The 13,529-nt window shown below is 65.3% G+C and carries 8 protein-coding genes and 1 pseudogene; 4 read left to right on the forward strand and 5 right to left on the reverse strand.

Features of this window, described 5'->3' with window-relative positions; genetic code table 11:
• Window positions 1-323: 323 nt before the first annotated feature.
• The 3 genes from AC1VWL_RS18065 to AC1VWL_RS18075 all read right to left on the reverse strand — a co-directional run bounded on the left by AC1VWL_RS18065 (window position 324) and on the right by AC1VWL_RS18075 (window position 7,048).
• Entirely contained in the window at window positions 324-1,769 is a 1,446-nt protein-coding gene (locus AC1VWL_RS18065; RefSeq protein WP_482987602.1) for an FAD-dependent oxidoreductase, read from the reverse strand.
• Window positions 1,770-1,899: 130 nt separating this feature from the next.
• Window positions 1,900-6,354 (reverse strand): glutamate synthase large subunit, encoded by a 4,455-nt coding sequence (gene gltB, locus AC1VWL_RS18070; RefSeq protein WP_482987603.1) that lies wholly within the window; start codon window positions 6,352-6,354, stop codon window positions 1,900-1,902.
• 307 nt (window positions 6,355-6,661) lie between these two features.
• Window positions 6,662-7,048 carry an I78 family peptidase inhibitor gene (locus tag AC1VWL_RS18075; protein WP_482987604.1) on the reverse strand — a complete coding sequence of 129 codons (387 nt, stop codon included), beginning with the start codon at window positions 7,046-7,048 and terminating at the stop codon, window positions 6,662-6,664.
• 71 nt (window positions 7,049-7,119) lie between these two features.
• Between AC1VWL_RS18075 and AC1VWL_RS18080 the strand changes: the two genes are divergently transcribed.
• Window positions 7,120-8,184 (forward strand): DNA topoisomerase IB, encoded by a 1,065-nt coding sequence (locus AC1VWL_RS18080; RefSeq protein ID WP_482987605.1) that lies wholly within the window; start codon window positions 7,120-7,122, stop codon window positions 8,182-8,184.
• A gap of 8 nt (window positions 8,185-8,192) precedes the next feature.
• Here AC1VWL_RS18080 and AC1VWL_RS18085 read toward each other — a convergent pair whose 3' ends face one another.
• Window positions 8,193-8,522 (reverse strand): hypothetical protein, encoded by a 330-nt coding sequence (locus AC1VWL_RS18085; protein ID WP_482987606.1) that lies wholly within the window; start codon window positions 8,520-8,522, stop codon window positions 8,193-8,195.
• A 435-nt stretch (window positions 8,523-8,957) separates the two neighbouring features.
• On the opposite strand from AC1VWL_RS18085, the gene AC1VWL_RS18090 reads away from it, so the two are divergent.
• The 3 genes from AC1VWL_RS18090 to AC1VWL_RS18100 all read left to right on the forward strand — a co-directional run bounded on the left by AC1VWL_RS18090 (window position 8,958) and on the right by AC1VWL_RS18100 (window position 12,381).
• Window positions 8,958-10,073: a saccharopine dehydrogenase family protein gene (locus AC1VWL_RS18090; RefSeq protein ID WP_482987607.1), complete on the forward strand. Its 1,116-nt coding sequence runs from the start codon at window positions 8,958-8,960 to the stop codon at window positions 10,071-10,073.
• A 97-nt stretch (window positions 10,074-10,170) separates the two neighbouring features.
• Window positions 10,171-10,557 carry a BlaI/MecI/CopY family transcriptional regulator gene (locus AC1VWL_RS18095; RefSeq protein WP_282266187.1) on the forward strand — a complete coding sequence of 129 codons (387 nt, stop codon included), beginning with the start codon at window positions 10,171-10,173 and terminating at the stop codon, window positions 10,555-10,557.
• A gap of 3 nt (window positions 10,558-10,560) precedes the next feature.
• Entirely contained in the window at window positions 10,561-12,381 is a 1,821-nt protein-coding gene (locus AC1VWL_RS18100) for a M56 family metallopeptidase (protein ID WP_482987608.1), read from the forward strand.
• Between the two features lie 181 nt (window positions 12,382-12,562).
• Here the strand turns inward: AC1VWL_RS18100 and AC1VWL_RS18105 are convergent.
• A pseudogene (locus tag AC1VWL_RS18105) lies at window positions 12,563-13,459 on the reverse strand (ribonuclease H-like domain-containing protein); the annotation flags it as partial.
• Window positions 13,460-13,529: the final 70 nt, after the last annotated feature.

Below are 13,529 nucleotides of genomic sequence, written 5' to 3' on the forward strand. Positions count from 1 at the left end.
CAGCAACAGCCACAGCAATAGCAACAGCAATAGCAACAGCAACAGCAATAGCCACAGCAACAGCAACAGCAACAGCAACAGCCAAAGCAACAGCCAAAGCAACAGCCAAAGCAACAGCAGCAGCCAAAGCAACAGCCGAAGCCAAAGCAACAGCCGAAGCCAAAGCCAAAGCCGAAGCCGAAGCCGAAGCCAAGGGCCGAAGCAGCGAGCTCGGCAGCCGTCAGACAGAAAATGCCGAAGCAGTCCCCTCTCCCGTGTCAACGGGAGAGGGCTAGGGGTGAGGGCGCCTTCAGCTTCTAACGATTTTCCGCGCTTGCTGAGCTCTACCGCTTCAACAACGCAACGATGCTCTCAGCAGCATCACGGCCTTCAGCAACCGCCGTCACCACTAGGTCCGCACCGCGAACCGCATCACCACCGGCAAACAGCTTGGCGTTATGGGTCTGGAACGGCAGACGCGTAGCACCACCGGCAATGATGCGACCGTTACTGCTGGCCTCCACGCCCTGCGACGAAAGCCATTCCGGCAACGTCGGCGAGAAGCCAAACGCGATGATCACCACATCGGCTTCCAGCAGCGATTCGCTGCCATCAATGGCCACCGCGTTGCGGCGACCATTGGCGTCCGGTGCGCTCAACTCGGTCTCGACCACGGTCACGCCGATCACTTCATCGTCAGCGCCCGCTTCAATCGCCAACGGCTGGCGGTTGAACAGGAAGCGCACGCCTTCTTCACGGGCATTGGCGACTTCGCGTGCCGAGCCCGGCATGCTGGCTTCATCACGACGATACGCGCAGGTCACCTTGGCCGCGCCCAGGCGGATCGCGCTGCGCACGCAGTCCATGCCGGTGTCACCGCCACCCAGCACCACCACGCGCTTGCCGTTGAGGTCGGGCAGGGCGATCTGGTCTTCCCAGCCGGCAATCGGCCGACCCTTGGGGTCGTTGCCACTGACAATGCGGCTGTTCTGCACCAGGAAGGGCAGTGCCGGCAGCACGTTCTTCAGGTCCTGCCCGATCAGGCCACCGTCGGTGTAACGGTAGGCACCGGTGCCGAGGAACACCGCGTCGTAGTCACTCTGCAGTTGTTCGATGCTGATGTCGCGACCGATCTCCACGCCCAGGCGGAACTGTACGCCCATGCCTTCGAGGATCTCGCGGCGGCGGTCGATCACGCTCTTGTCCAGCTTGAAGCTGGGGATGCCGAACTGAAGCAGGCCACCAATCTGTTCGTAGCGATCGAACACCACGGCCTGCACACCGGCACGCGCCAGGCGATCAGCGCAGGCCAAACCCGCGGGACCTGCACCAACGACGGCCACGCGCTTGCCGGTGCTCTCAACGGCATGCAGGTCAGGCTTCCATCCAGTGGCCAACGCGGTATCGACGATGTACTTCTCGACCGCGCCGATGGTGACCGCGCCGAACTCCTCCAGTGTGCAGCTGCCTTCGCACAGGCGATCCTGCGGGCAGACGCGGCCGCAGACTTCCGGCAGTGGGTTGGTGGAATGGCAGAGCGTCGCCGCCTCGTGGATGCGGTCTTCCTGCACCAGCTGCAGCCACTGCGGGATGGCGTTGTGCACCGGGCACTTCCAGCTGCAGTACGGGTTGCCGCAATCCAGGCAGCGACCGGCCTGGTACTGCGCATCGCCCTTGTCGAATTTGCCGTAGAGCTCGCCCCAATCGCCGGACGTGCGCAATTCCACCGGAATGCGCTGCGGCATGGTGCGGGGCAGATCGAGGAACTGGAAGGCTTGCTTGCGGCTCATGGGAACTCGTTACGTCTGGAGGAGCCCTTCTCCCGCGTGCGGGAGAAGGTGCCCCGAAGGGGCGGATGGGGGGGCTTTAAAGCTGCCCTCACCCCGGCCTCTCCCGCAGGCGGGAGAGGGAGACAATGCATCAGGCGGCGCGACGCAAGGATTCGGCCAGCGACTCGATGCTGGCGGCCTTGGGTTTGACCAGCCAGAACTTGCCGACGTAGTCGCGGAACTCGTCGAGGATCTGCTGCGCCCAGATGCTGCCGGTCAACTCGCGGTGGCGGCCGATCAAGGTGTGCAGGTGCTGGCGATGGTTCTCGAAGCCTTCGGTCGAGATGCGGTGGATGTCGATCAGCTCATGGTTGTAGCGGTCGACGAAATCACGGTCGACGTCGAGCACATAGGCCAGGCCACCGGTGAAGCCAGCACCGAAGTTCAGGCCGACCTTGCCAAGCACGGCGACCACGCCGTCGGTCATGTACTCGCAGCAGTGGTCACCAGCACCTTCAATCACTGCCAGTGCGCCGGAGTTGCGCACGCCGAAGCGTTCGCCCGCGCGTCCTGCGGCAAACAGCTCGCCGCCGGTCGCGCCGTACAGGCAGGTGTTGCCGATGATGGCGGTGTTGCGCGCCTCGAAGCGGGCGCCGCGCGGCGGACGTACCACCAGGCGGCCGCCAGCCATGCCCTTGCCGACGTAGTCGTTGGCTTCGCCTTCCACTTCCAGGTTCAGCCCGCCGACGTTGAATGCGCCGAAGCTCTGCCCGGCAGTGCCGCGGAAGCGCAGGTTCAACGGTGTTCCGCTCATGCCATGGTTGCCATGCGCGCGGGCGATGGTGCCGGACAGGCGCGTACCAACCGAGCGGTCGGTGTTGTGGATCAGGAAGCGGTGCTCGCCGCCCTGCTTGTTGGCGATGGCAGCGGCGAGCAGGTTGTCCATCTGCGTGGCCAGGCTGTCCGGCGACTGGTACAGGCGCTGCGCGGCGCAGTGCGCGCCGTCGTAATGCGCAGGCGCGAGCAGGCGCGACAGATCGACTTTTACGCCTTCGCGCGGCGACACTTCCAGCTGCTGCAGCAGATCGGTGCGACCGACGATTTCATCCAGCGAACGCACGCCCAGGTACGACAGCCACTCACGCACTTCCTCGGCCAACAGGCGGAAGAAGTTCTCCACGCGTTCCGGCAGGCCGGTGAAGTAGCCGGCACGCAGGCGCTCGTCCTGGGTGGCGACGCCGGTTGCGCAGTTGTTGAGATGGCAGATGCGCAGGTACTTGCAGCCGAGCACGATCATCGGCCCGGTGCCGAAACCGAAGCTGTCGGCGCCGAGCAGTGCGGCCTTGACCACATCCAGGCCGGTCTTCAGGCCACCGTCGGTCTGCAGGATGGTGCGGCTGCGCAGGTCGTTGCCGACCAGCGCCTGGTGCGATTCGGCCACGCCCAGCTCCCACGGCACGCCGGCATAGCGGATCGAACTGATCGGCGAGGCGCCGGTGCCGCCGTCATGACCGGATACGGTGATCAGGTCGGCGCCGGCTTTCACCACACCCGCGGCAATGGTGCCGACGCCCGCATGCGAGACCAGCTTCACCGACACCAACGCATCCGGATTGACCTGCTTCAGGTCGTAGATGAGCTGTGCCAGATCCTCGATCGAATAGATGTCGTGATGCGGTGGCGGCGAGATCAGGCCGATGCCGGGCTTGGCGTAACGCAGGCGCGCGATCAGCTCGTTGACCTTGTGGCCGGGCAGCTGGCCACCTTCGCCGGGCTTGGCGCCCTGCGCGACCTTGATCTGCAGCACTTCGGCATTGACCAGGTATTCGGCGGTGACGCCAAAGCGGCCGGAGGCCACCTGCTTGATCTTGGAACGCTTCTCGGTGCCGTAGCGCGCGGGGTCTTCGCCGCCTTCGCCGGAGTTGGAACGGCCGCCGAGCCGGTTCATCGCGATCGCCAGCGCTTCATGCGCTTCCGGCGACAGTGCGCCCAACGAGATCGCAGCGGTATCGAAACGCTTGAATAGCGCTTCGGCCGGTTCCACCTCGTCCAGCGGCACCGGCGTTGCCGCCGGCTTGAGCTGCAGCAGATCGCGCAGCGCCGAGGTCGGGCGCGAATGCACCGCGTCCATGTACTTGCGCCAGTCTTCGGCATCGCCGGTGCGTGATGCGCGCTGCAGCGTCATCACCACGTCCGGGTTGTACATATGGTATTCGCCGCCGTGCACGTACTTGAGCAGGCCGCCTACTTCCGGCTGCGCCAGATCGTTCCAGGCACGCACGGTGAGCTCGCGTGCTTCGGTATCCAGGCGTGCAAGGCCCACGCCGCCGATGCGGGCAGCAGTATCCGGGAAGCACAGTTCAACCACATCCGGGTCGAGGCCGACAATTTCGAACAGCTGCGCGCCGCGATAACTGGCAATGGTGCAGATGCCCATCTTCGAGATGATCTTGCTCAGGCCCTTGTAGATGCCCTTGCGGTAGCTGCGGCCGATCTGTGAAACCTCACCGCCCTTCTTCAATTGCAGGATGCCGCGCCGGCCCAGATCGAACAGCGTCTGGTAGGCGAGATACGGATACACCGCGGTGGCACCAAAGCCCAGCAGGCAGGCCATGTGGTGCGCGTCGCGGGCGGTGCCGGTTTCCAGGATCAGATTGACGTCGCAGCGCAGGCCAACCTTGGACAGATGGTGATGCACGGCGCTGGTGGCCAGCAGCGCATGCACCATCGGCCGGTCGGCGACCGGGTAACGGTCGGACAGCAACAACATCACCACGCCATCGCGTGCAGCTTGTTCGCATTCGGCGCAGATGCGTTCGATGCCTGCTTTCAAGCCTTCCTCGACGCTGTAGGACAGGTCGATCAGGCGGTTGCGCTCGACGTACTGATCCATCTTCAGCAACTGGCGCAGCTTGCGCTGGCTCAGCACCGGCGAGTTGAGGATGACGTGGTTCACCGTCTCCGCACCGGCGTGGAAGATGTTGGTCTCCTTGCCGAGCTGGGTGGTCAGCGACATCGCGCACTCTTCGCGCAGCGGATCGATCGGCGGGTTGGTGACCTGCGCGAAGGCCTGGCGGAAGTAGTCGTACAGCGGACGGGTGTGGCGGCTGAGCACGGCGATGGGCGTGTCATCGCCCATCGAGCCGGTGGCTTCCTGGCCGGTTTCGGCCAGCGGCCGCAGCACCTGTTCGAGTTCTTCGGTCGTGAGCTGGAACAGTTTGTGGTAACTGCGCAGCGTCGCTTCGTCGAACGGTTCCTCGGCCAGCGAGGGATCGATTAGCTCGGTCTGCAGGTAGGTCACGCCCTGGTGCAGCCATTGCTTGTACGGCGCTCGCGCCCGGTTGATGCGGTCGATGGCTTCGGAATCGAGCAGGTCGCCGCGCTTGAGGTCGATGGCCATCATCTGGCCCGGGCCGAGCTTGCCCTTGCGCACCACGCGCTCGGTCGGCACTTCCCAGACACCGGCTTCGGAGGCGACCAGGAAGTGGCGGTCGGAGGTCAGCATCCAGCGCGCCGGGCGCAGGCCGTTGCGGTCCAGCGTGCAGGCGGCGTAGCGACCGTCGCAGGCGACGATGCCGGCCGGACCATCCCACGGCTCGCTGTTCAAGCCATAGAACTCATAGAACGCGGCGAGGTCAGCGTCCTTGAATTCCAACGATTGCGTTGCCGGCGGCACCAGGATGCGCAGCGCCTGGATCAACTCCATGCCACCGGCCACCATCAGCTCCAGCATGTTGTCCATGCTCTGCGAATCGGAGCCGTGCATCGAGATCACCGGGTCGAGCTCGGCGATGTCGAACTTCGGCGTCTTCCACACCTTGCTGCGCGCCTGCGCCCAGTGGCGGTTGCCTTCGATGGTGTTGATCTCGCCGTTGTGGGCGAGCATGCGGAACGGATGGGCAAGCGGCCAGCGCGGCATGGTGTTGGTGGAGAAGCGCTGGTGGAACACCACCACGCTCGATGCCAGTTCGTGGCGCTGCAGGTCCGGGTAGAAGGTGCTCAGCTTGTCCGGCAGCACCATGCCCTTGTAGCTGATGGCCTCGGCGCTGAGCGTGGTGACGTAGTAGTCGGCGACGTCGCGCAGCGCCTGTTCGCTGCGGCGGCGGGCCATGAACAGCGCCAGTGCGAATTGTTCGGCGCTCTGGTCGATGTCGGCATCGACGAACACCTGTTCGATCTTCGGCAGCGTGTCGCGCGCCAACTGGCCACAAACGCTGTCATCGGTAGGGACTTCACGCCAACCGCGCGGATGGCAGCCGGCGGCTCGCAGCTGTGCATCCAGTTCCTCACGACATCGCTGCGCGGCAGCGGCATCGTGCGGCAGGAACACCACCCCCGCTGCAAAATTCGGGCCGAGTGCGATGCCGGCTTCTTCAGCCAGTTGGCGCAGGAACACGGTGGGTTTGCGCAGCAGCAGGCCGCAACCGTCGCCGGTGAGTCCGTCGGCGGCAACACCGCCACGGTGGGTCATGCGCGACAGTGCGGCGATGGCGGTATCCACCAACAGGCGCGATGGCTGGTCGTCGAGCTGGGCGACCATGCCGAAACCACAGGCGTCGCGTTCGTCTTGCGGGTCGTAAAGCCCTTGCGGGGTGCGGACTGCCATCTGTGCCTCGGTGCGATTCAGGTGAGCGGCGACACTCCTGCCCGCTCGCAGAGCACGTCATGCCTATCAGATGGTTCGCGCCGTGCTGCCGCACGTGCTGTTGGGATAAGACCCGGCGCACGCCCCGATGGCGTCTTACGCCTGACCCAAGCGCCCTCGCGCCCATCCAATGCACATGATGTGCTCAACCTGGAGCGCACCTTGAGGTCACCGGATGGCTCGACTAAATCACAGTTGTTGCAACGCCGCAATACATCGTTGCGAGCGCAACCAAAGCCTTGCCCAGCAAGGCTTTGGCGCTGCCAATTCAGCCGCAGCGGACGCCGCTGACGGTGCCCTTGTCGTCGATTTCGATGTTCAGGCGCTCGCCGATGAACTCCATCGTGACCGGCTGGTTGGGCTTGAGCACGCGTACGTCGGTGGCACCGGCGTCTTCCTTGGCCTGGGCCTGCATGGCGTCGGTATAGGTCTGGCCGACAAGACCCTGCACCTGGCTGGCGTCGCAAGCGCCCGGCGGCGGCGTGGCTTCAGCGGGTGCGGCAGCGGCTTCGGCGGCCTGCTGGGACTGGTTCAGTGCTTCATCCTGTTCTTCCGGGGCCGGCTTGGTGCAGGCGCTCAGGGCCAACATCAGGGTGGCGGTGGCAATCAGGGCGGCGGGGCGGCGCAGGGCGCGCGGCGTCGACGGGAACTGCATCGGAACTCCAGGGTGTTGAGAGACATCCCAAGCATATAGCCAAGTGACGGCCATGTTGACGCTGCGTCGCAATGCCCTGCGCGATACTCCGCCACCGTTTATTTGCTGGAGCAGCGATGGCCGCTACATCGTCAGTGCCTGCATTGCGCCATAGCCATGACGGTGAACCGGGCATTATCCGCCAGCGCGCCGGGCGCGGCTTCCGCTATGTGGATGCGCGTGGCAAGGCGGTGCGGGCGCCGGCCACGCTGGAGCGCATCCGGCGTCTGGCTATTCCGCCCGCCTATACCCAGGTATGGATCTGCGCGCAGGCCAACGGCCATCTGCAGGCCTGCGGCCGCGATGCGCGTGGCCGCAAGCAATACCGTTACCACCCAGACTGGGTACGCACGCGCAGTGACAACAAATTCGATCGCATCGTTGCGTTCGGCAAGGCATTGCCAAGCCTGCGCCGGCGCGTGCGCGCCGATCTGGCCCTGCCCGGACTGCCACGCGAGAAGGTGTTGGCGATAGTGATTGCGGTGATGGGCCGCACGCTTGCCCGCATCGGCAACGATGCCTATGCACGCGACAACCATTCCTATGGGCTGACCACGCTGCGCAACCGACATCTGGAACGTGCTGGCCAAGGCAAGGCGCGGCTGCGCTTCCGTGGCAAGTCTGGCCAGGCGCAGGCCATGGTCATCGATGACCGGCAACTATCGGCGCTGGTGCGGCGTTGCCAACAACTGCCGGGACAGCTGCTGTTCCAGTACCGCGACGATGACGGCAAGGTGCGGCCGGTAAGCTCAAGCGACGTCAACGAGTACCTGCGCAACGCCACCGGCGCTGACTTCAGCGCCAAGGATTTCCGCACATGGGGTGGCACGCTGGTGGCGTTGCGTGAGCTGGCTCAGCTGCCGGTGCCTGAAACCGGCGGCGAGCGCGCGTTGAGCGCCTTGCAGAACCAGGTGATTGCAGCGGTGGCGGCGATGCTGGGCAACACCCCGGCGGTGTGTCGCAAGGCCTACATCGATCCCTCCGTGTTCGACGGCTGGCGCGACGGCAAGCTGAGCGTGATGCAGGCCCTGCGCGGCCCCCGCCAATGGGAGGCCGCGGCACTGCGTTTCCTGCGCGCCGCACATCGGGCAGGCTGAGCGCGGGCTCAGCCGCAGCGGATGGCGGTGATGTTGTTGGTGCGACCGACTTCGATGGTCAGGCGCTCACCGCCTGTCGAGGCCTGAGTCTGGATGGAGGCCGCGCTGTCAGGTTGATCGTTGCCGCGTACCACCTGCACCTGCAGGCTGTCACTGTCCACGCGGGCACGTTCCACGGTATCCGGCCCTGCGGCAAGGCCGACGGCACCGCGCACCATGTCGGTATGGCATTGGCCGGAGATGACACCATCGATGGGTTGCACCTGGCTGACCTGGGCAGTGCTGCAGGCAGTGGCGGCGATGGCGCTGAAACAGGCGATGACCAGCATCCGATACATGGCGGACTCCAAGCGGTGGTATGCATGCAGGGTGCTGTTGTTTGTGTAAGAGGAGCATGAAGAGCGCCACTTGCTCCCTCCCTTGCACGACGTGCAGCGGATCTGCTCCCTCCCTTGCGCAAGGCGCAGGGGAGGGTTGGGGAGGGGTGCTCTTCGCAGCAAAGCCAGATAACCAGCACAAGCAACGGCCAAAGCCACCCCCTCCCAACCTCCCCCTTGGCTACGCCAAAGGGGAGGGGCAAAAGCTCCCTCCCTTGCGCAACGCGCAGGGGAGGGCTGGGGAGGGGTGCTCTTTGCTGGAACGTCGAACCACGAGCACAAGCAACGGCCAAAGCCACCTCCTCCAACCTCCCCCTTGGCTGCGCCAAAGGGGAGGGGCCAACGCAGTTCATTCCTCGCTGATAATCCACCCAGTAATCAACGCAGGAAGATCCGATGTCGCAGCAGGAAAGCTGTCGTGTTCTGGTGTTGGGCGGTTACGGTCATTTCGGCGCGCGCATCGTGCGTGCGCTTGCGATCACGCCAGGCATCAAAGTCATAGCCGCGGGGCGCAACCCAGCGCAGGCTGCGGCGCATCTACCGGGTGTGGATCTGGCGGCAATCGAACTATGTCGATTGGATACCGCCGCCGCTGATTTCGAAGCAAAGCTGGCGGAAACGCGAGCGGCACTGGTCATCCACACCGCCGGGCCTTTCCAAGGCCAGGGTTACGACGTGGCGCAGGTTTGTCTGCGCGCCGGCATGCACTACATCGATCTGGCCGACGGTCGCGATTTCGTCGCGGATTTCCCGCAGCAGCTGCAGACCTTGGCCGAGCAGGCACAGCGCAGCGCGATCAGCGGCGCCAGCACCTTGCCGGCGCTGTCCAGTGCGGTCGTGGATGCACTCGCCCCGCAGTTCGATCAGCTGCACAGCATCGACATGGTGATCGCACCCGCACAGGCCACGCCGCTGGGCATGGCCACGGTGCGCGCGGTGCTGTCGTATTGCGGCAAGCCGTTCGAGTGCTGGGTGGATGGCCGCTGGCAGCCGGTGATCGGCTGGGCCGATCCGCAGCCGGTGCGCTTCGCCCGCATCGGTCCGCGCCTGGCTTCGCCCTGCGATGTGCCGGACCACACGCTGCTGGTGCAGCGCTATCCGGGCGTGGCGACCGTGCGTTTCCGCGCGGCGCTGGAGTTGCCGTTCCTGTCGCGCTGTCTGGCTGCGATGGCCTGGCTTCGCCGCGTTGGTCTGCCCTTGCCGATGGAAGCGCTGGCCGGCGTATTCGCCCGCGCCGGTCGCTGGTTCGACCGCTTTGGCACTGATCTTGGCGGCATGCGCATCACCTTGCGTGGTCAGCGCGGCGGCCTGCAGCACACCGTGCATTGGGATTTGACCGCTCCAATGCTGCACGGCCCGGAGATTCCCACCTTCGCCGCCGTGCTGCTGGCGCGCCGCTTTGCCCGTGGTGAGGCGCTACCGACCGGTGCCCATGCCTGCCTCGGCCTATTGAGCCTTGCCGAGTTTGAAAGCGAGTTCGCGCGCTGGCAGATCGACAGCGCTGTCAGCTGAATCATTCAGCCCGACAGCGGGCAGGGTGCCATCCGGGCTATTGACTACAAATGTAGGCAGATCTACCGTGACGACAAATGTAGTCACGGAGACGGCCATGCGCCGCAAGACCATCGGGGACCAGGAACTGGCCCTGCTGCAGTACATCGGAGAGAACGAACCCACCAGCGTCGGCGAGGTTGCCGCGCGCTTCGGTGAGGCCCGCGGACTGGCCCGCTCCACCGTGCTGACGATGATGGAGCGCCTGCGCACCAAGGGTTACCTGCAGCGCGAGCAGGACGAGGGCGTGTACCGCTACAGCTCCACCGCCGAACAGCAGGACGTGGTCAACGGCGCGGTCGGCAGCTTCGTCGAGAAGACCCTGCAGGGTTCGATCTCGCCGTTCGTGGCGTGGATGTCGGAGAAGGCCGAGGTCAGCGACAACGAGCTGGCCGAACTGGAAGCACTGGTCAGCAAGCTGCAATCGCAGCGCCGGGAGGACTGAGCCATGTCGATGACGCTTGAGTTGTTGGGCAGCCGCTTGCTGGCGACCAGTGTGCAGACCGCGCTGTTGGCGGGTCTGGTGTGGCTGCTGTGCCGTTACGTGCGGCGCCTGCCGGCCAGCACCCAGTGCGCGCTGTGGTGGCTGGTGGCGGTGCAGGCCGTGGTTGGCCTGTTCTGGGCGTCACCGCTGGAGTTGCCATTGCTACCTGCCGTCGATGCTGCACCGATGGTGGCGCAGGCTGCGGTAACCGCTGCACCGGTGACTACCGCGCCGCTCATCGTGATGCAGCCCTTGCCGGCGGACAGCAGTTGGTCATGGAGCCTGGTGCTGATGGCGATGTGGGCTGCTGGCGTACTGGTGATGGCATTGCGCACCGCGCTGGCGTATCGCGCCAGTCGTGCCCTGCTGCGTGCCGCGCAGCCCTGCCACGATCACAAACTCAACGCCGCGCTTGCGCTTGCCGCTGATGCGCATGGCCTGCGCCGCGCACCGCGCTTGATGCTCAGCACTGCGATCGACTCGCCGCAGCTGATTGGCCCATGGCGTCCGGTGTTGCTGCTGCCGGCGCGTGGCCTGCAGCGCATGGGTGACGACCAGCTGGACATGGCGCTGACCCACGAACTGGTGCATCTGCAACGCCATGACCTGTGGCTGGGATTGGTGCCAGCAGTTGCCCAGCACCTGTTCTTCTTCCACCCGGTAGTGCACCTGGCCGCCCGCGAATACGGAATTGCCCGCGAAGCCGCGGTGGATGCCGCGGTGGTCGCCGGTGACCGGCACTGCCGCCAACACTACGGACGCTTGCTGCTGCAGTTGGGCGTCGCCCCCCGGCCCGGCGCTGGATTGGCCAGCGCGTCGCCGACCTTCCTCAGCCTCAAGCGGAGATTGCTCATGTTGCAGGACACTTCTTCCTTCCCGCGCGTCGGTGCGGCCTTGATCATTGCCGCCGTCGCCCTGGTCGGCGTGGCACCGTTGCGGCTGGTGGCGATGCCGGTACCGCCCGCGCCGCCGGCACCACCCGCACCTGTGGCAGCGCCCGTCGCCCCGGTTGCGCCAACTGCACCGGTTGCACGTTCGGTGTCGCGCACGGTGGTTGCTGGTGCTGCGGTACCCGCCGCCCCGCCTGCGCCGCCCGCTCCACCGGCGCTGGTCGTACCACCCGCCCCGCCTGCCGCCCCGCCCGCACCCGCTGAACCATTGCGTACGCAAGGCGTGATCCACCTTTCCAGCAACCAGAACGCCGATGGTTATGTATTGATCAAGGGCAACCACAACGTCATGAATGGCAGCGTCGCCGACCTGCGCGAAGCCAAGCAACTGGACGACGGCAAGGGCGTGCTGCTGGTGCGTCGTGATGGCAAGCGCTATGTGGTGCGCGATGCGGCAACCTTGTCGCGCTTCCAGGGGTTGTATGCCGAAAGCGTGCGTCTGGGTGATGCGCAGGGCCGCCTGGGTGACCGGCAGGGAGCCTTGGGCGACCGCCAGGGGCAGATCGGTGAGCGCATGGGCGAGATCGGCGCACGGATTGGTGAGCTGGCGAGTGAGCAGGCGGAGTTGGCGCTGAGTTCGGGTGAACGCAGCGATGCACAGCGCCGCGCATACGAAGCAGCGCGTCGCAAGCTGGAACAGGCCCGCGAGGAAATGGACAACCCGGCGATGCGTGCGGAGATGGAAAGCCTGGCCGCACAGCAGAGGGAATTGGGCAAGCAGCAGGCCGAGCTGGGCAGGCAGCAGGCGGCGGCCAGTGCCAAGGCCAATCGTGATGCCGAGCAGATGATCCGCGAAGCGATCAGCAGTGGGATTGCGCAGCCGCTTGGTGGTTGATGTTTGAGGGTGGAGGTGCAGCTGCGAAGCAGGACAAAAGCAGAGGGAAAAAGCACCCCTCCCCAACCCTCCACTGCGCTTCGCGCAAGGGAGGGGGCTCTGCTCCCTCCCTTTGGCGCAGCCAAGGGGAGGGCTGGGGAGGGGTAAGCTCTTCAAGCAACGACTGACGAGCAACTGAAACTCAGCCCTCCGCCTCCAGCGCCAATTCCGCCCGCTCATCCGCTTCCGCCTGTACCAGGCGCAGGAACAGCAGCGCCAGGGTCACCACGTCCTGATGGTTATGCTCGCCAACACGGCGCAGGTTGCGCGCGCTGCCGCCGCGTAGATAACTCAACCACGCTGCAGGCGCTTCCGAACCCGGCAAGTCATCCTCGCGGGCGATCAGCAGCAACTGCCGCTCGATGGTCGCAAGCCGGCAGTTCTCCCAGGTACCGCGATAGCGACGGCGGGTCGGGAACAGCAGGTCCACGTGATCCAATGCGGAAATCGGATCACCGCGCCGCGCCAGCCGGTAACGCGTCTTCAACAACGGCGCGTCATAGCAGCGCCCGTTGTAGCTGGACAGCACGGTCTCCGGTGACAACCAGCTGGCGAACAACTCCAGCATCGCGCTCTCCGCGCCCATCGTTGACATCAGCAGCTGGCGCACGCGCAGGCCTTCGCCGCGCGCTGCATCGTGATGCCAGTCGGCGGCGCCGATCATGAAGGCGCGGGTACCGGTGCCGCCGGCCAGGCCGGTGGTCTCGGTATCGAAGAACAGCAGGTCCTGCGCCGCGACGGATTCTTCAGGGCGCTTGCTGAAAGCCAACGACAGCGGTTGCGTTGGAATCGCCTGCGGGATGAAGGCTTCGATCAGATGCAGTCCGGGGGCGATCTCGGTGCCGGGTAGATCGCGATCAACCGGGCCACGTTCGACGGGTTGTGCAGGAGCGATGGCGCGGTTGCGTGTCGCCAACAAGCGCCGCAACGCAGCGCCATCCTGTGGCGCTGCGGGTTTGTGCTGGATCTGATCGACCCAGCCGAATACCGAGGATTCCGTCTTCGACTTTTGTAGGAGCGGCGTCAGCCGCGCACCCCGGGGAGTTTACGCCCCCCACCAATAACCAAAAGCCAACGGGGTAACCGGCAAAGATTCAGCTTACAACCTA

This window comes from Stenotrophomonas sp. STEN063 (assembly GCF_056854515.1).